General features: G+C 64.6%; 15 protein-coding genes. 8 read left to right on the top strand and 7 right to left on the bottom strand.

Features of this window, described 5'->3' with window-relative positions; translation table 11 throughout:
* Positions 1-42 precede the first annotated feature (42 nt).
* Positions 43-399, bottom strand: coding sequence for a hypothetical protein (locus tag ACIQC5_RS13600; RefSeq protein ID WP_400283036.1), 357 nt, complete (start codon positions 397-399; stop codon positions 43-45).
* A 361-nt stretch (positions 400-760) separates the two neighbouring features.
* Between ACIQC5_RS13600 and ACIQC5_RS13595 the strand changes: the two genes are divergently transcribed.
* Positions 761-2,140: an MFS transporter gene (locus tag ACIQC5_RS13595; RefSeq protein WP_400283033.1), complete on the top strand. Its 1,380-nt coding sequence runs from the start codon at positions 761-763 to the stop codon at positions 2,138-2,140.
* 176 nt (positions 2,141-2,316) lie between these two features.
* Here the strand turns inward: ACIQC5_RS13595 and ACIQC5_RS13590 are convergent, their stop codons facing one another.
* The 3 genes from ACIQC5_RS13590 to ACIQC5_RS13580 are packed head-to-tail and all read right to left on the bottom strand — an operon-like array spanning position 2,317 to position 5,638.
* A complete protein-coding gene (locus ACIQC5_RS13590) occupies positions 2,317-3,918 on the bottom strand; it encodes an amidohydrolase (protein WP_400283030.1) in 1,602 nt (533 codons plus the stop codon).
* Positions 3,915-5,426, bottom strand: a complete 1,512-nt coding sequence (locus tag ACIQC5_RS13585) for a sodium:solute symporter (protein ID WP_400283028.1) — start codon at positions 5,424-5,426, stop codon at positions 3,915-3,917. Before ACIQC5_RS13585 ends, ACIQC5_RS13590 begins: the two co-directional genes overlap by 4 nt.
* A complete protein-coding gene (locus ACIQC5_RS13580; RefSeq protein WP_400283025.1) occupies positions 5,423-5,638 on the bottom strand; it encodes a hypothetical protein in 216 nt (71 codons plus the stop codon). The genes ACIQC5_RS13585 and ACIQC5_RS13580 overlap by 4 nt, the downstream gene beginning before the upstream one ends.
* Positions 5,639-5,803: 165 nt before the next feature.
* On the opposite strand from ACIQC5_RS13580, the gene ACIQC5_RS13575 reads away from it, so the two are divergent.
* Positions 5,804-6,790, top strand: a complete 987-nt coding sequence (locus tag ACIQC5_RS13575; RefSeq protein WP_400283022.1) for a LacI family DNA-binding transcriptional regulator — start codon at positions 5,804-5,806, stop codon at positions 6,788-6,790.
* A gap of 7 nt (positions 6,791-6,797) precedes the next feature.
* Here the strand turns inward: ACIQC5_RS13575 and ACIQC5_RS13570 are convergent, their stop codons facing one another.
* The gene (locus tag ACIQC5_RS13570; protein ID WP_400283019.1) at positions 6,798-7,433 is read right to left on the bottom strand and encodes a TetR/AcrR family transcriptional regulator; all 636 of its coding nucleotides are present in this window, start codon (positions 7,431-7,433) and stop codon (positions 6,798-6,800) included.
* Between the two features lie 113 nt (positions 7,434-7,546).
* On the opposite strand from ACIQC5_RS13570, the gene ACIQC5_RS13565 reads away from it, so the two are divergent.
* Together ACIQC5_RS13565 and ACIQC5_RS13560 are read left to right on the top strand one after the other, a co-directional pair.
* Positions 7,547-8,590, top strand: coding sequence for an agmatine/peptidylarginine deiminase (locus ACIQC5_RS13565; protein ID WP_400283016.1), 1,044 nt, complete (start codon positions 7,547-7,549; stop codon positions 8,588-8,590).
* Positions 8,590-10,308, top strand: a complete 1,719-nt coding sequence (locus ACIQC5_RS13560) for an amidase (protein WP_400283014.1) — start codon at positions 8,590-8,592, stop codon at positions 10,306-10,308. Before ACIQC5_RS13565 ends, ACIQC5_RS13560 begins: the two co-directional genes overlap by 1 nt.
* A 114-nt stretch (positions 10,309-10,422) precedes the next feature.
* Here the strand turns inward: ACIQC5_RS13560 and ACIQC5_RS13555 are convergent, their stop codons facing one another.
* Positions 10,423-11,049 (bottom strand): hypothetical protein, encoded by a 627-nt coding sequence (locus ACIQC5_RS13555; RefSeq protein ID WP_400283011.1) that lies wholly within the window; start codon positions 11,047-11,049, stop codon positions 10,423-10,425.
* 100 nt (positions 11,050-11,149) lie between these two features.
* Here ACIQC5_RS13555 and ACIQC5_RS13550 point away from each other — a divergent pair, with 100 nt between their 5' ends.
* The 4 genes from ACIQC5_RS13550 (at position 11,150) to ACIQC5_RS13535 (ending at position 14,720) form a co-directional block, all read left to right on the top strand.
* Positions 11,150-11,512, top strand: a complete 363-nt coding sequence (locus ACIQC5_RS13550) for a hypothetical protein (RefSeq protein ID WP_400283008.1) — start codon at positions 11,150-11,152, stop codon at positions 11,510-11,512.
* Between the two features lie 417 nt (positions 11,513-11,929).
* Positions 11,930-12,730, top strand: a complete 801-nt coding sequence (locus ACIQC5_RS13545; RefSeq protein ID WP_400283005.1) for a GNAT family N-acetyltransferase — start codon at positions 11,930-11,932, stop codon at positions 12,728-12,730.
* Positions 12,731-12,879: 149 nt separating this feature from the next.
* Positions 12,880-13,545, top strand: a complete 666-nt coding sequence (locus tag ACIQC5_RS13540) for a GntR family transcriptional regulator (protein ID WP_400283003.1) — start codon at positions 12,880-12,882, stop codon at positions 13,543-13,545.
* Positions 13,542-14,720 (top strand): MFS transporter, encoded by a 1,179-nt coding sequence (locus ACIQC5_RS13535; RefSeq protein WP_400283000.1) that lies wholly within the window; start codon positions 13,542-13,544, stop codon positions 14,718-14,720. Before ACIQC5_RS13540 ends, ACIQC5_RS13535 begins: the two co-directional genes overlap by 4 nt.
* 59 nt (positions 14,721-14,779) lie before the next feature.
* Here the strand turns inward: ACIQC5_RS13535 and ACIQC5_RS13530 are convergent, their stop codons facing one another.
* Positions 14,780-18,337, bottom strand: coding sequence for an SNF2-related protein (locus ACIQC5_RS13530; RefSeq protein ID WP_400282997.1), 3,558 nt, complete (start codon positions 18,335-18,337; stop codon positions 14,780-14,782).
* Positions 18,338-18,450 lie beyond the last annotated feature (113 nt).

The raw sequence follows: 18,450 nt of genomic DNA, 5'->3' as shown, positions 1-18,450 counted from the left end.
ATCGTGATGCAGTAAAGGGTGGTGGTCACGTCGTTTGTCCGGTCAGTGGCTACGGAGCAATGAAGTGACGTGGGCGCGGAGTTCCACGAACCGGGGATCCTGTTTGGTGGTGATCTGGTCCCGCGGCCTCGGAAGATCCACTTCCACCGTTTCTGCCACCGTGCTCGGGGGAGCGGAGAGGGCGATGACGTGGTCGGCCAAGTAGATGCTTTCGTCAATGTCGTGCGTGACCACCAGAACGGTGACACCCAGCTTGGCGTGGATATCCAGAAGCAGGTCCTCAGGATCGGTCCTGGTCTGGGCTGCACCACTGCCCGGGCCGGCCGGTTGACCGCAAGCCACAAGTGTCAAGCCCATGGCGCTCGCAAGTGCAAGCGATGCAAGGAGAGTCTTCGGCATCCGTGCTTTTCCTGTCGGGTCGAGGTTGGCCAAGCACAAGGGACTAGTCCAACGTGACTTGATGAGAAATTTCTTAGTACCAATTATCTTAGTACTAAGATCTTCTGGTCTGAACGATTCTTGCCGATTTTGTGACGTAGGTCAACACCTTGTTGTCCTGCTGAACCACCGCTCGCTCGGGGTGAGAAGGGGAAGCTTGCTGCCGTGCCGTGCCGTGCCGGGCCGCTGCCGCTGCCAGGTCGCGCCGGGCCGTGACGCCCTTGGCGAAGGAAAGCCCGAGCGAAAGGAATAAGGGAGGTACTGCCGGACCCTGTATCAACGGACTCTCCCACGCCGAGGCCAGGTGCGGTGTCCTTGATAAGTGACCTCAACCAGCATCCCCTCGGACCAAGCCGAGACCCGTGCGCAGCCCCGTTCCAGCCGATTCGCCTTGGCGGTGTCCATGCTCGGCTTTTTCGTCATCACGCTCGACGCATTGATCGTCAACGTTGCTCTGGCCTCCATCGGCTCCCAACTTGGCGGCGGCACGGCCGGGCAGCAATGGATCGTAGATGGCTACACGCTCATGTTTGCGTCACTGCTGCTGTTTGCTGGCAACCTCTCGGACCGGATCGGAGCCAAGCGTGCTTTCACTCTGGGGCTGTTGCTCTTCGTCGTAGCTTCGGCTGCCTGCGCCCTCGCCCCGGCCTTGCGGGTGCTGATCGCGGCCAGGTTCGTGCAGGGCGCTGCTGCGTCACTGATGCTGCCGCCTGCGATGGCGTTGATCCGCGAGGCCTTTCCGGACGCAATCCAACGCTCCCGGGCAATCGGTGTTTGGGCCTTGGGCGGAGCGGTTGCTGCTGCTGCAGGCCCTGCGCTCGGTGGTCTGCTGACCACGATCGATTGGCGGCTGGTGTTCCTGATCAACGTCCCGGTGGGCGTGGTCGCCGTCGTACTGCTGGCGAAGGTCCCAGCGTCGCCGGTGAGGCCGGCGACGTTTGACTGGATCGGCCAAATAGCCGCCCTGGTCGGAGTGGGGGCGCTGATTTTCGGGCTGATAGAGGGAGGGGTCCTGGGCTTCGGGGCACCGCAAGTGTTGCTCTCCCTGGCAGGTGCCGTCCTGGCGATCGCGGTGTTCCTCATCGCCCAGGCCCGGGGACGGAATCCAATGATGCCTCTGGATCTGTTCCGGTCCTCCGGGCTGAGGATCGCGCTGTCCGTGGGGTTCAGCTTCATGGTGGGCTGGTACGGAATGGTGTTTGTCATCAGCCTGTTCCTGCAGCAGCACCTGGGTCTCCCACCGCTGCTTGCGGGCCTGGCGTTCCTGCCGGCATCCGTGCTCATCGCGTTGAGCAACGTTGCCGCCGGGCGCATGGCTGCCCACAGGGGACCGCGCTTTCCCGCCGTCCTTGGGCAGTTGCTGATGGTTGCCGGGCTGGTGGGGATGCTCCTGGCCGCTCCGATGGGCTCACTGCTGGCCGTGACCATCCTGCTTGTGCCCATCGGAGTCGGCGGCGCCTTGGCCATGCCCCCGGTCACCGCGCATGTCCTGGACAGTGTCCCGGCTCAACGCTCAGGCACGGCCAGCGCCGTGTTCAACACCTTCAGGCAACTCGGCGGGGCCGTGGGGGTGGCGGTGTTCGGCGCACTGTTGGTGGGCCCTGCCGGGTTCGTGCGTGGCATGCAGACGAGCTTGCTGATCGCTGCCTTGCTGCTCCTGGCCACGGCGGTTGCGAGTGTCTTCATCCGCCGGATCCACTGACTGGGCGAGCCAGCCAGCGTGCGCTCCTTCCCAGTTACCTCCGAGCCGGCCGCGGAAAGCCCGGGCAAAGCCGAGCAATGCCGGGCAAAGCCGGGGCTGGCGCCGCGTAGTTCCGGGCATTCCGGAGGTGCTGGGCGAAGTAACTGGGAAGGAGCGTCAGCAGAACAAGCACATACCTAGGGCAGGACGCCGTCCACGAGCGTTGCCAGCACAGCTGTGCCAGCAAGCTCCTCCGGTGTCACGGCTAAGGGATCGCGGGCAAAGACGGTGAGATCCGCCCTTTTGCCCACGGAAATCGAACCCCATTCCGAGTTCAGCCCGGCAGCTGCGGCGGCATGGCTCGTGTAACCCTCCAGGGCCATGAGAGCGGTGAGGGCCTGTTCGGGTTGCACGGGTGCAATACCGGGGCTCTCCACCGGCCGGCGCAGGATGGAATCGGCCATCATGGCCCTGGGGTCGTAGGGCGTGATGGGCCAGTCCGAGCCCAGGGCCACGGTGACTCCGGCGTCGCGGAGGTCTCGGCACCTCCACCCTCGCGCGGCGCGCTCGGGACCTAGCCGCACTGACCAGTTGTCGCTCCGGTCCGCGCGGGTGTGGTGCGTGCCGTGGACGGGCTGCATGCTCGCGGCCACACCGAGCTCGGCGAATCGGGTGACCAGATCGTCAGGAATGGTCTCGATGTGTTCCACCCTGTGGGCGGCCAAGTGGCGCGCATCGCCGGATGCCTCGAGGGCTTCGAGGACGTAGCGAACGCCTTGGTCGCCAATGGCATGCGTGGCCGTCGGAATGCCGCGCTCCACAAAGTACCTCAACGCTTTCTGGAAGTCCTCTGGGTCGGTCCACACCGATTCATGGTTCTCGCCGTAGGCGTCCGGCTGCTCCAGCCAGGCCGAGCCGTTGTCGATGGTGCCGTCAATGAAGAACTTGACCCCTTCCACACGCCAACGCCTTCCACCCGTGCCCTGCAGCGCGGCCGCCTCTTCGAGCTCGTTCAGCGACGCTCCGGCGTTGACCATTGGGGAGAAACGCAGCCTCAGTGGAAGCTCGCCGAGTGTCTCCAGCTGGGTGACCAGTTCGGCGGAACCTTCGGCGAAGTCCATCACGTGCGTGGACGTGATGCCGACGGCGGCCATCCCGGCCAGCAGGGTCCCGAGCCTTTCGGCCCGGACGTCGAAGCTTTCCTGCGGGATCACCTTGGTCACGTGGTCCATTGCGCTGAACTCGACGATGTAGCCTGTGGGCCGGCCGGCGTCGTCGACGTCGATCACGGACTCATCCGGAAACTCAACGCTGCCGCTGATCCCGGCGGCGTCCAAGGCGGCGGAGTTCACGATTGCCGAGTGGCCGTCCCGCATCCGCAGGAACATCGGCACGCTACCGGTGGCGGGATCGAAAATCCTGCCGTTGAACCCGGTTTCGGTGAACAGGTTTGGATCGAGCCCCCAGCCGATGACCCATTCGCCGGGCTTGGCTGCAGCGGCCGCGTCACCGATAGTCCGTTGAACCTTTGCCAGGGGTCCGAGGTCCGTCAATTGCACGCCGCGCGCCAGCTCGAGGCCGAAAACCACGTGCGTGTGGCTGTCATTCAGGCCGGGAACGATTGTCGCGTCGCCGAAGTCATGGACCATCGTGCCGGTTCCGCGGAACGGCTCAACGTCCGCGGGACTCCCGACGGCGGCAATCCGGCCGTCGCGGATCGCAAGGGCGGTGGCGCCTGGCTTGTGCGGATCCAGGGTGTGGATGGTGCCCGCAAGGACGATGGCGTCTGCGGCGGTCATCTCAGTGCTCCTTGGCTCACGGGTTCGGTCTTCCCCTTCTTCAGTCCTGCGAACAGTGCGTCGACGCGGGACTGTTCTGCCGCCGTCGCCGGTTTCGCCATGGAGACCACAACGTAGACGGCAAGGTTGACGATCAGTCCGGCGACGCCGGACGTCAGGCCGCCGAGCCAGGGAATGGACAGCGGGCTGGGGTACATGACTTCCAGGACGGCGGCCACCAGGATCCCGGAAACCATGGCGGCGTTGGCTGCGGCAGCTGTTCCGCGCCGCCAGAAGATCCCGAGCAGGAGGGTGGGCGCCAGTTGGCAGATGGCTTGGTAGGACACGAAGGCTACGGCAATGAGGCCGGAGACCTGGTTGGCCAGAAGGAGTGCAATTCCGGCTGAGGCCACGGTGATGATGGCTACCGCGATCTTTGCGCCCTTTGCCGATTCAATACGCTGGTGGCTGCGGACGCCGACGACGTCGTTGGCCAACTGGGTGCCGACGGCCTGAAGGTTGGCGCCGACGTTGCCCATGGTGGCGGCCACTACGCACCCGCCGGCCAGGGCAATCATTCCCACGCCGCCCACCCCGGCGAGGATGAACCACACTGTATCCGGAGCCTCGGACACTCCTGGAACGCTGGATGCCAGCAGGCACACCGTGGTGAGTGCGGCGGAGAACAGGAACATGATGGGTGCTGCCTGCACAGCGGATTTCTGTACCGTTCGCGGGGTCTTGACGCTGAACATCCGGACAAACAAATCCGGCCAGCACCAGGCGCCCATCATTCCCGTAAACATCAGGGAGAACAGGTAGAACGGGCCTGCCTGGCTGTCGAGGCCCGGCAATTGAAGGAGAGCCGGGGCGACCTCGCCGAAGCCATGGCCGTTGGTCAACAGCCACACCAGGAGTCCGACGATCATGAGGAAGCCGATGCCGTAGGCGAAGATCCCTTGGACCATGTCGCTGACGATCAGTCCACGGGTGCCAAGCTTTACGGTCCAGATCTGGCGTGCGGCGATGAAAAGGACGCCGATCACCACTGCCAGGTAGGGGGAGACCTGGCCAAAGGAGAGGGTCGAAAAGACCAGGCCCAGGGACTGCATGCCCAGGACAACCCACGGAATCGAAGCAGCGACTCCAATAATGGCTGCGATCACGCGCACTGAACGCGAGTTGTAGCGCAAGCCCAGCAGATCTGCCTGGGTACGGAGATCGTGGATACGTCCCCATTTGTTCACGGGCGTGCCAAGGAAGAACATCAGCACCACGCTGAGCAGCGAGTAGGACAGGGAATAGAAGCCAATGGAACCAGCGCTGGCCGTCAGTCCGGCGAACGAAACGAACATGGTGCCGGCCAGCCACGTGTTGAGGAAGGCCATGGTGCCGAACCAGGAACTGAACGAGCGGCCGCCGGTGGCGTATTCGCTCATGGACGAGTCGCCGCGCCGGCCCCGGTTCATGACAATAACCACCAGCACGGTGAACAACAGGATGGCGCCGTAGCCGATCAACATGTTCATGGCGCCTCCTCCTCGTCGATGTCCCGCGTCATCCACAGCCCGAAGAGTGACAGCGTGACCACGGCGTTGGCTATGAGGAAGTACCAAATGGAGGATTGGCCGTCGCTGAAGAGCCAGTGCACGGGCGGGGCAAGTAGGAGCAGGATGTCGATCACGAAGATCGTCCTGCGGAGGTGGCTTCGGCGGTCCGAAGTCAGGACAGCTTGGGACATTGGGGGGATCCGTTCCTCCGGGCGTCGTTGGCCGGATGTAAGCGAAGGAGACAATTTGCGGGAACGTTCCCGCAAATAAAAGTGTGAGACGTCACACGGGTAATGTCAAGAGGTTCCCGAAGATCCGGGAAGCGCGGCAGCGGGGGCGCCGCCTAGGATGAGGTCATGGCGAGAACCCGGGCAACAATCATGGACATTGCGCGTGAGCTGGGCCTGTCCAAGACCACCGTCTCCAGTGCCCTGGGCGGCTCAGGCCGTATCTCAGATGAGAAGCGCGAGCTGATCCAGCAAACCGCGGACCGCCTGGGCTATGTCACCAATCGCGCAGCCCGCAGCCTGCGCGTGAATCGGATCGGCACCATCGGCCTCCACATTCCGCCGGTTGCCCGCAGCTTGGCGTTCTACATGGACTTTGCTTTCGGCGTCACCGAGGGTGCAGCCGCCGCTGACTACGACGTCACGCTGTTCGCACGCGAGCTGACGCCGCGGATGGCCTTCCAGGTGGACGGAGTGATCGCCATTGACCCCGCACCGGGGGAGCCGCTGGTGGCAGCTTTGCTTGCCAGTGGCATCCCGACGGTGAGTGTCGGCCGATACTCCGGGCCTGGCGAGGAGCGGGTGCAGGGAACGTTGGAGGCCCATCACGCAGAGTTGCAAACTGAGGTGCTGGAGCATCTGCTGGCGCGCGGACGACGCCGGCCGGCGCTGCTCGCGGTTGACGACGCCATCGCGTCCTCCTGGGCCGTCGATACCCGCAACACGTTCACTGACTGGTGCCTCAGCAACGGGCTTGAGCCGCGCGTGCACGAGGTTGGAGCCGGTTCCAGCCCGCGCGACCTGGTAGCTGCGATCAAGCAAGCCGTGGAAGTTGGCGGCGCGGACGCGCTGGTGTGCGGTGCGCAGGGGCAGGCCGCGCAGAGCCAGATCGTCCTGGAATCCCAAGGCTTCGCACTCGGCAAGGATCTGGATGTCGTTTCGTTTGCCGGTGCGGCTGCGTTGGAAACGGGCAATCCGCTCATCAGCTCAATCGACCTCGCGCCGCGTGCTTACGGCAAAGCGGCCACCGAACTGCTGGACGCGATCATCAAGGAGCCTGACGCATCGCCCGTGCATCGGTGGTTCGAGGGCGCAAGCGTACACTTGGCGCGCTGACGTCGCCCTATGATCCTGGGGTGGGAACGAGTGAGCCGCGGGCTGCGCCGACCATCCCCTCCACTGCGCGGGCAAGGTGCGTGCCGCGGTCGTTGACGCCATCCCAGCGAACCAGGGCTTGGGCGTTCAGGCCATCCACCATTCCGAGGATCTGCCAGGCGACGGCGGCGGGGTCGGAAACGTCGAAAGCGCCCTTCGACACGCCGTCCTCCACTACTCCCTGAAAGACGGCTTGCCAGGCGTCCATCTGTTCGCGGACCGAGGCGGCCAAGGCCTCGTTGCGACGACCCAGGGTCCAGGCTTCCACCCAGATTGCGGTGACATCGAGCCTGCTGTTGTCGAGCAGGGTGTCTACCAGCTTCCCGAGTCGCTCCGAGGGTCCGGGCAGCTGACTCAGCAACCCTGCGATTTCCTGGGTTTCCGCTGCAACAATCGTGGCGAACGTGCTTGAAACCAGTGCGTCCATGTTCGGCTCGTAGTGGGCCACGAGGCCTGAGGCTACACCCACGCGGGCGGCAACATTGCGCAACGTAAGGGCCGTCAGGCCGGCCTCGAGTGCGATCTCTCGGGCGGCTTCAGTGATTTCTGCGGCGCGCTCGGCCGGGGACTTCCGGGCTGCGCGCTTCTGTGGAGTGCTTGACATTACAGAACAGTCTAGATTACCTTTTCATCATTGTTGATCGCACGATCAACAAGCGAGCACACCAAGCGAATGCATCAGCGCGTGAGCAAGCGTGAGAAATAAAGGAGTCCCCCATGGCTTGGAGAATGCCTGCCGAAACCGCACCGCATGAGCGCACCTGGATGGCGTTCCCCCGCACCGGCCTGACGCTCGGCGACGACGCCGCCTCGGCCGAAGAGGCCTACGCGGCCTGGACCGCCGTCGCCCATGCAGTGGCCGAATTCGAACCGGTCACCATGGTGGTGGACCCCAGCGAGCGCGAGCGCGCTGCCCGGATGCTGGGCAGCGAAATCGAACGGATCGAGGCGCCCCTGGACGAGTTCTGGATGCGCGACGTCGGACCCACCTTTGTGTTGGACAACGAACGTCCCGGCGTGCTCGGCGCAGTGGACTGGATCTTCAACGGCTGGGGTGCCCCGGCATGGTCCGAATGGCAGAAGAGCGCCGGAATGGCCCGCTTCGTGGCTGAAAGGTCCGGCTCGGAGCTGGTCAGCTCGCTGCTGGTCAACGAGGGCGGCGCCATCCATGTGGACGGCGAAGGCACGGTGTTGATCACCGAAACCGTGCAGCTGGACCCGAGCCGGAACCCGTACGCGGACAAGGCGGGCGTGGAAGCGGAACTTGCCCGCACCATCGGTGCCACCAAGGTCATTTGGGTGCCCCGCGGCCTGACCCGCGACTACGAGGATATGGGCACCCGCGGCCACATCGACATGGTGGCCACCCTGCCCACTCCGGGTCGCATCCTGTTGCACTCACAGACCAACCCGGAGCACCCTGACTACGAGGTCAGCCGCACTCTTCAGGCGTTCCTGGAAACGCAGGCGGACGCGGCGGGCAAGCCGTTCGAGATCGTGCCTCTGCCTGCTCCGGAAACGTTGCGCGACGAGGAAGGGTTTGTGGACTGGAGCTACGTCAATCACCTGGTTGTCAACGGCGGAGTGATCGCCTGCGGCTACGGCGAAGAACGCGCCGATGCACTCGCCGCAGAGATCCTGGCCGAGGCTTACCCCGGCCGGCGTGTGGTCACCGTGGACGCCCGGCCTATCCTGGCTCGCGGCGGCGGCATCCACTGCATCACCCAGCAGCAGCCCAAACTCGCAGGAGGTGCGGCGTAATGGCTCGCTTCGACGTCGTCGAGGCCTCCATCGCGCAACTGCGCGAGGCCCTGGAGGCAGGCGAGGTGACCAGCGTGGAACTCACCCAGGCCTACCTGGACCGCATCGATGCCTATGACCGCAACGGTATCAAGCTCAACGCGCTGGTGGTCATGAACCCCCAGGCGTTGGCCGACGCCCGCGCCTCGGATGACCGCCGCGCGCAGGGTGCTACGAGGGGTCCGCTGGACGGTATCCCGTACACGGCCAAGGACAGCTACCTGGCCAAGGGGCTCACGGCAGCTGCGGGTTCGCCGGCCTTTGAGCACTTGGTTGCCCAACGGGATGCTTTCACTATCGAGCGACTGCGGGATGCCGGTGCGGTGCTGATCGGACTCACGAACATGCCGCCAATGGCCAACGGCGGAATGCAGCGCGGCGTGTATGGACGGGCCGAAAGCCCGTACAACGCCGATTTCCTGACAGCTGCTTTCGGTTCCGGTTCCTCCAACGGTTCCGGCACTGCGACGGCGGCGAGTTTCGCAGCCTTCGGCCTCGGTGAGGAGACCTGGTCAAGTGGCCGCGCACCGGCGTCGAACAATGCTTTGTGTGCGTACACGCCCTCGCGCGGCGTCATCTCGGTGCGCGGAAACTGGCCGCTGGTTCCCACCATGGACGTGGTGGTGCCGCACACGCGCACCATGGCGGACATGCTTGAGCTGCTCGACGTGATCGTTGCCGACGACGCCGAGCAACGCGGCGATTTCTGGCGTGCCCAGCCGTGGGTCCAGATCCCGAAATCGTCCGAGGTCCGGCCGGAGTCGTACTTGGCGCTCGGCGTGGAAACGGCCGACGGCGGAAGGCTGGCGTTAGCGGGCAAGCGTTTCGGAGTGCCCCGCATGTACGTCAACGCCGACCCGGACGCCGGCTCCAGCGCGCAGCCGGGCATCGGCGGACCCACCGGGCAGCGCATCGAGACGAGGGCTTCGGTGATTGACCTTTGGGAGGCCGCGAAGCGTGACCTTGAGGCCGCAGGCGCCGAGGTAGTGCTGGTGGACTTCCCCGTTGTCTCCAATTACGAAGGCGACCGCCCGGGAGCGCCCACCATCGCGACCCGCGGCCTGGTCACCACCGAGTACCTCAAGCGTGAAATCGAGGACCTCTCAGCCTGGGCATGGGACGACTTCCTGCGCGCCAACGGCGATCCCGCCCTCAACAGGCTTGCCGACGTGGACGGCGCAGCGATCTTCCCGCACCCGAAGGGCGCCCTCGCAGACCGCTACTCCGGTTTCGACGACCACATCTCCGCGTATCCCCGGCAGGTCCGTGAGTACGGCGTGTCCCGGTTCACTGAGATTCCGGAGCTGGAAAGCGGAGTGCGCGGTCTGGAGGAGACCCGGCGCGTTGACCTTGAGGAATGGATGGACGGACTCGGACTGGACGCTGTCCTCTTCCCTGCAGCGGCCGACGTCGGACCCGCCGACATGGACGTCAACCCGGCTTCCGCGGACCTCGGCTGGCGCAACGGCGTGTGGGTGGCCAACGGCAACCTCGTCCCCAGGCACCTCGGCATTCCCACCGTCACCGTGCCGATGGGAACCATGGCGGACATCGGCATGCCTGTGGGGCTTACCTTCGCGGGCCGTGCCTACGACGACACAGCATTGCTGACACTGGCGGCTGCGTTCGAAGCCACAGGTTCACGCCGCACGGCACCACCCAGGACCCCGGCGCTCTAGTCGTTTGCGCCACAGCAGCGGGGAAGACACTTGGAGTGTCCTTCCCGCAGCTGTTTGGTTGCCTACTTTGTTTCCCGCTTTAACGGGGTCGGCTGCATAGCCGGGTTTGACTGCTTAGCGGGGTTCGACGGCGGCCAGCGGCACCGGGCTCTCCTGGCCGGGCCACGTGCCGTTGAGGGAGAGGTCCGCAGGCGCTGCGGTCACGTCCACCACCCGGGCCACGCTCAGCCGAAGCTCGCCGGCGTCGATGATCGTTACCCCATTGCCCGAAACCGGCGCCGACGCGCTCACAGTGGGGATACCGCCGTCGGCCGTTCCGCTTCCCTTAACACTGACCGTGCTGGGCCTCGGCTCCAGCTTGCCGTCGGCGTCGACAAATTGTTCCGCCTCATCCTGGCCGGTGAGGATCGCGGTGGCGAGGGCTTTGACGTAGACGGGGTCGGCGCAGGCATCGTAGACCCAGCGCTTGCCCAGGACCGAGTGCTCCATGGTGCCGATGAGCCACTCCTCAGCGCCGGCCAGTGCGAAGCCGCGGTAGCTTAGCGGGACCTGGTAGACGGTGTCGCCGGCGGCCACCACGTGCGTCTCCAGGCCGACCTCGCCGGCGGGATCGTCAAAGCGGTAGGCGCCAATGAGCTCCGGGTCTGAGCCGGTGGCGTCGAACCATGGTTGCGTCGGCAGGTAGTCAGCGATGAGTTCGAGCTTGGACGGGGTCAGGGTTGCTTTGTGAATGATCGCCATACGCTCCAGCCTAGGCCAGCGGGCCGAATGCGCCCTGCCGGTGCACGTCGGTGCCTCCGGTCTGCTTACAATCGAAGGGACACCGACCATTGAGGGAATCATGAAGAAACTCACCACTGTCCTGATCGCTGCCGGGCTGCTTGCCTCGGCTTCCGCGTGCTCCGCGCCGCAGCTGACCACCGAAGAAACCTGTGACCGGGTGGGTGTCGCCGTGGCCAGCCTCCCCAGCAACGCGAGCAAGACCGCAACGACGCGCGTCGCGAACGCCATCCGCCCCATCGAACCGGTGGCCTCTGAAGATATGAAGCCGGTGGTGAAGGCCATCCTTGAGTACTCGGATGAACTCGTGAAGGAAGAGCCCGCGGATGCCAAGGCCAAGTCAGAGCGCGAGGACAAGATGACCGAGCTCGCTGCTGCCTATCAGGAAGCCGGCACAAAGTACGGCGAGCTCTGCCGCGGCTAGTGAGGCCCGAAGCCTGGCACTGACCAGCGCTGCTGAACCACCACGAAGGGGACCGGATGATCTGGTCCCCTTCGTGCATCCCGGATCTTCTCTCACGTCCCGTCGGGTTTGGCTGGACGCTCTTTCACGTCCCGTCGGGTTTGGTTGGACGCTCTTTCACGTCCCGTCGGGTTTGGTTGGACGCTCTTTCACGTCCCGTCGGGTTTGGCCGGACGCGCTCTCACGTCCCGTCGGGTTTGGTTGGACGCGCTCTCACGTCCCGTCGGGTTTGGTCGGACGCGCTCTCACGTCCCGTCGGGTTTGGTTGGACGCGCTCTCACGTCCCGCGCACGACGGCGACCGGGCCGCCGTCGTGATTCTTGCCGGTGACGGAGGTGCTGAGGCGACCGTCTGGGCAACAGGAAGTAGGCTCTCGGAATGAGCGAATCTGAAAACAGAGCACGTTTCCTCGCCGCCTATGACGAGCAGCTACGCACCGACGCGGAGACGCCGAGCGCACACAAGGTCACCCAGCACGGGCCCCTGCGTCTGGTGACCTTCATGAAGGGGCGCGGCTTCGTCACGTACAGGGATCTGGGCGGTGCAGACAAGCAAACGGTCCGCAAACTCGTTGCCGAGGCGATCGCCTACTTCGAAAACGAGCCTGGGATCAACCGCGTCGAATGGAAAAGCCGTAGCCACGACCACGCTCCCGGATTGCATGAGGCCCTGTTGGAGAACGGCTTCGCCGAGGATTCCCCGGAATCGATCATGGTGGGCGAGGCTCAGGCGTTGAGCGGTCACGTTGCGCTGCCCGACGGGGTGTCGTTGCGGCAGGTTTTTGACGAACCTGACGTGCGGGCCATGAGTGCAATGCAGGACGAAGTATTTGGCGAACCCGCTTCAGGCGAAATGGCTGATGCCTTGCTTCGCCGGCTTTCACTCGATGACGGAATGCAGTTGTGGGTGGCTGAGGCGGAAGGTCGGATCGTCAGTGCCGGGCGCTTGGAGCCCGTTCCGGGGACCGCCTTCGCGGGGATATGGGGCGGCGCGACCCTCGAAGAGTGGCGTGGCCGCGGAATCTACCGGGCGTTGACGGCCCGACGCGCCCAGGCAGCACTCGACATGGGCAAGACGCTCATCCACAGCGACTCCACCGAGTACTCACGTCCAATCCTCGAACGCTACGGACTGCTGAAAGTCTCGACGACGACGCCGTACCGCTGGGCGCGGCACTGACCCAGGGAGAGCTGCCCAAACGGACAAAACGGTGAGAAGCCTCGCCCTCTTTTCATGATCAGCAAGAGGGCGAGCTCTTGGCCCTATTTGTCTCCGGCCTCTAAATTCTGTATAGATGTATACAAGTACACTTCCGGCGGAGGGCGGACATGGCACATCCACAACCACGGAACACGGGCGCGCATCTGGTCTACAGCGAGCTCAAAAGGCGCATCCTCAGCCTTGAGCTCAGACCGGGTCAACGCATCTACGAGCCTGCAATGGCCACCGAATTGCAGGTCAGTCGCACGCCCCTCAGGGAAGCCATTCGCCGCCTGATTTCGGAGAGCCTTCTTGAGCAGCAACCCACCGGGGGAGTGCTGGTACCGGTGCTGGATGAGAAGGTGATTTCGGAGCTGTACGACGTCCGCGCTGCCCTGGAGTCCCTGATGGCCCGGGAAGCGTGCGCAAACGCGACGGCCCAGGACATCGAGAAGCTGCAGGGCATCCTTGAACGCAACGCTGCCATGGTCGGGTTCGCGGATGAAGCCATGAAGTACGGCGTGACATTGCACGCCACGATCGCCAATATTGCGGGAAACACATGGGCCCAGCGCTTCCATGACCAGATTGCCAGCCAAGTGGTGCGCTATCGGCACTTCACGAACAACTCTCCCGACCGCCGCGAACAGGCACTGGCAGACCATCGCATCCTGGTCGAGGCGATAGCTTCCAAGAAGCCGGACAAAGCAGCGAAGATCGCGTTTGACCACGTCATCGCTGCCCGGGATGAAACGCTGCGCGCCATCTCCGGCATTGGGCTCGTCGCCGAATGATCGGCGATCTCGGACCGCGCTCGTCCTCCGCACTCCTGATCCATTCGGCCCTCATCCAGGCCGTGACTTTCCTTGTTCGGCCAGCGACCACTTACCGTGCCTTGGAATTGGACGTCCCCGGCTTTGCACTCGGACTTCTGGCCGCCAGTTATGCCGTCTTCCCGTTGCTGCTCGCCCTGCCCATCGGCGGACTGGTGGACCGCCTCGGCGAGCGTCGGCTCATGGCCATCGGGTCCGCCGTCGTGCTGGGTTGTTCCGCGTTCCTTCTGCTCTGGGGGACGTCAGTCCCCGCGCTGGTGGCCGGCACGGCGCTGCTTGGCGCAGGTCAGCTGGCCTGTGTGGTGGGACAACAGGCAGTGGTCGCAAACAATGCTGCGTCGTCGCGTCTGGACTCTGCCTTCGGGTATCTGACGTTCGCAGCGTCGCTGGGCCAAGCCCTTGGTCCGTTGGCGATTTCCTTGGTGGGTGGTGCTTCGGTTCGCCCGGACACGCAGGCGATCTTCCTTCTCGCAACGGCCATGAGCTTGGTGCTGTTCCTGACCACCTTTGTTGTCTCGGGCCGAGTCAGTAGCCGGACAAGCAGGGCGAAGTCAGCAGGTGACCCCAAGGGCGGCACCATTGGATTGCTGCGAACACCGGGCGTGATCAGGGCGATGGCGACGAGCGCTACAGTCTTGGCCGTGGTGGACCTGACAGTGGTCTACCTCCCCGCCCTTGGCGCCGAACGCGGGCTGACGGCAGCCACCGTTGGCCTTATGCTGACCGTCCGCGCGGTGTTCTCGATGGTCTCGCGGATTGGACTGGGCAGCATTTCCCGCAGGCTGGGGCGGATGAAGCTGCTGGTCCTGAGTCTCGCAGTCTCCACCATCGCACTCGCGGTGGCGGCCATCCCCATGCCCGTGTGGTTGCTCTTCATAGTCATGGCGTTCTTGGGCCTCGGCCTGGGAATCGGGCAACCGCTGACCATGTCGTGGCTCTCAGCCCAGGCGCCGGAAGGCCAACGCGGACGCGCGCTCGCTTTGAGACTCGCCGGAAACCGGGTGGGCCAGGTTGTCCTGCCCAGCGCAATCGGTGTGGTGGCTGTCGGCCTAGGGGCGGCGGGGGTATTCCTTGCCTCAGCCGTCGCTGTGGGCGGAACCATGCTGTTGCTCCGCGGGGTGCGGTTGGACGACTGAAGCTCGACGCGTACAGCAGTTTGCATGACGTGAGTGCTCCCGGCGACCTGCCGTGGAACCTACTCCGCGAACAGCGCCGCCAGGTCCTCCGCCGTCAACGAGCCGCCGGCCAACGCGTCGCCTTCCATCACATCCGCGAACAGCTGCGACTTCTTGGCCTTCAACGCCATGACCTTTTCTTCGATGGTGTCCTTCGCGACCAGCCGGTACACCATCACATTCCGCGCCTGTCCAATGCGGTGCGTGCGGTCCACAGCCTGTGCCTCGGACGCCGGGTTCCACCACGGATCCAGCAGGAACACGTAATCCGCCTCAGTGAGGTTGAGTCCGAAGCCTCCGGCCTTCAGCGAGATCAGGAACACCGGAGCGGCACCGTTCTTGAATTCGCTGACCACGTCCCCGCGGTTCCGGGTGCTGCCGTCGAGGTAGCAGTACTCCACGCCCTCGGCATCCAAACGCTCCCGGACTTTGCCCAGGAAGCCGGTGAATTGGCTGAAAATCAGAGCCCGGTGGCCCTCCGAAACCAGGTCCTCCAGCTGTTCAAACAGCACATCGAGCTTGGAGGAGCGCACCCCGGACAACGAAGAATCCACCAACGAGGCATCCAAACTCAGCTGCCGCAGCAACGTCAACGACTGGAAAATCGTGAAGCGATTCTTGTTCACGTCATCGATCAGGCCCAGGATCTTCTGCCGTTCGCGCTGCAGATGCGTCTGGTAAACCTTCTGGTGCCGCGGGTTCAGGACCACCTCGAGGATCTGCTCCTGCTTGGGCGGAAGGTCCTTGATGACCTGCTCTTTGGTGCGGCGCATCATGAGCGGACGGACACGACGCCGGAGCTTGCCCAGCTGCGCCGAGTCGCCGTTCTTCTCTACTGGCTTTTGGTAATTCTCGGCGAACCGTTTGGGGCTCGGGAACAGCCCCGGCGCCACGATCGACGTCAGAGCCCAGAACTCCATGAGGTTGTTCTCCAGCGGCGTGCCCGTAATGGCCAGCTTGAACTTGGCCGGCAGCTTGCGCGCGCACTGATACGCCTTGGACTGGTGGTTCTTCACGAATTGCGCCTCGTCCAGCATCAGCCCCGCCCACAGGAACGACGCGTAGGCATCGTAATCAATGCGGAACAACGCATAGGACGTAATAACGACGTCGGCGCCCGCCAACGCTTCGATCGGCGCCATGCCGCTCTTGGCAAAAGTTTCACTGACGGTCCGCACCACGAGCCCAGGCGCGAATCGTTGTGCCTCTGCGGCCCAGTTGCTCACGACGCTCGTCGGTGCGACCACCAGGAAGGGAGCGCGGGGCGCGTCTTCGGATGCCTCGCCAGCCGCCTCGCCGCCAGCCTCGCCGCCAGCCTCGCCAGCCGCCTCGCCGCCAGCCTCGCCGCCAGCCTCGCCAGCCGCCTCGCCGCCAGCCTCGCCGGCCGCTGTATCAACAGCAGCAGCCGCCAACTCCTGCGCAGCGCAAATCAGCGCGATCGCCTGAACGGTCTTACCCAAGCCCATGTCATCGGCCAACACGCCCCCAAGGCTGTGCTTGTACAGGAAGCTGAGCCAGTTGAATCCCTCCAGCTGGTACGGACGCAGCTCAGCGTTAAGGCCGGCCGGCAACGGCAGCCCGGTCACGCCGTCGTCGAGCAATCCGCCCACGGCTTCGCGCCACGCGGCCGCCTGCTCGTCCACAATTCCGAGTTGCGCGAGCTCGTCCCAGAGCCCGGCCTGGAATCGGCTGATCTGGAGGGTGCCGTCCTTGTTGTCCGGGTTGTCCTGCAAGGAGCGCGCTTCGTCGATGAGCGCGCGCAACTGGTGGAGTTCAGGCAGGTCCAGTGAGAACCACGCGCCGCTGGGCAGCAGCATGCGGCTCTGTCCGGCCGCGAGGGCCGAGAACACGGCGGCGAACGAGACCGGCTCGCCCTCCAAAGTGATGACGATGCCGAGATCGAACCAGTCGCCGCTGGCTGTTTCCTTGGTCGAAATGGACACAACAGGCGCTTCGCCGGCCTCGCGGTATTCGGCGATGTCGCCGGAGGTTTCAACCACGACGTCGGGCAGTTCCTTGAGCGCGGGCAGCACCTCTTCGGTGAATGCCAGCGTGTCCAGGCCGCCCAGTTCCGCTGTTGCCGTGAGGCGTGGAGCTCCCCAGCCACCAGTGGCTGATTCGGCCAGCGCGGGCACCACGTCCCATGGCCTGCCTATGGTGTCCAGGATGCGGGCTTCCTCGGCGTCGTCTCGGTATCCGCGGTCCTCGGGGTGCCGCCACAGCGGCTGGGCCGTGACCAGCGTGCCGGATTTGTAATGCCATTCCCAGTGCAACCGGACCTTGTGGTCCGTGCCGTAATTAGCGAGCAGCGAGAGCGTGGGAACTGCAAGGGTGGGCAGCTCAACGGATTCGTCGGCAGCCTGAACGGGCGTGGACTGCCTGAGCTTTGGGTAGAACGAGGTCAGGAAGCGGCTCTCGTCCTCCGCCGGAATCTGCAGCGTGGAACCGTCCGTGACGAACTCCAGCAGTTCGTCGCTCACCCCGCCCTCCAAAGGGGCCAGCGTGATGAGGTTGTCCTGCGACGGAACGCCAGGCAGCGTTTCGGGTCCGCCATGCGTGAAAAAGATTCCGTATGCCGGCTTGCCGAGGAAGCCCACGGAGCCGGCATCAATCTGTTCGCCACCCAGTGTCACCGACGACGCAAGCTGCAGTCCGCCGTCGTGCGCTTTCGCCTCGCTGCCGCCGGCGATTGCTTCCAAGCGCGCCAAACTCAGCCCGACGACGGCGGGCTGGGACTCGATGCGGACAGGCTCGCTTCCAGCGGTGTGAAGGAGCGGGATGCCGATCTTGGCTGACTCGGAGAGCAGGGTCCAGAGGTTCTTCCCGGCGAAATCGTTCAGGCTCAGCCACATCGCCCCGGATGGTTGCTGGCGTCCGTTGCTGGAACCGTGTGCTGCCAGGAACGTCTGCAGCCACTCGACGTGGGACTCGTTGAACTCCCTGCGGTAGCTGACGTAGCTGAGGTTGTTCCACGAGACGTCGCCGCGGATCCATTTGCCCTTGGCGCCCATCATGACCGGGCGGGCCTTGAGCTGACGGACGCTGCGCATGGGGTCGCGGCGGCCTGTGTAGGAGAAGTGGGCGGCGGGCTCTTCGACCTCGAACTGCAGAGCCAACGGAACCCCGGCAGTGCTCGGGGCGGAACCTGGCTTCGCGATCAGCCTGTTGAGGGCTTGTTCCCATGCCGGCCGTGCCGAGCCGCCCTGATCGCCCGCACCCGGGCGTGACGCCGTTTGCGAGCCGGGCGATGCGGACAGCAACTGTGGACGGATGGTGGGGTGGTCTTCGGCGGTGAAAAGCAGCGCGGCAACGTGTTTGCAGTCCTTGCGGACCGGGCAACTGCAGATGCCCACCGTGCAGCTCCAGCCGCTGGGCTTGCGGACCAGTTTTGCCGACGTCGAATATGGTTGCGGACCGTTGCCGCGAACCTTGCCGAGGAGCAGGCCCGTGGACCCGTCGAAGGAAATCCCGCTCACCCTGCTGCCCATGGCATAGGCCAGTCCGGCCGCGAGCGAGCGGTCGTTGATGGCAGGAGTCTGTATGGCCAGTTCCCAATTTTCGTCTGTGTGGGACGGCATGCGTAGGGCTACTTTCGGCAGGAGGTTATCTGCTCAATCTTAGTCAGCCGGAAACGGCCCCCAAACTTCGCCCTCCGTTAACCTCAACCTCGATTGCCGCGCCACTCCCACGC

The sequence above is a fragment of the Paenarthrobacter sp. NPDC092416 genome, assembly GCF_044755025.1.
Taxonomy (GTDB): Bacteria; Actinomycetota; Actinomycetes; order Actinomycetales; family Micrococcaceae; genus Arthrobacter.
This window is presented reverse-complemented; position numbering and strand designations above follow the sequence as displayed.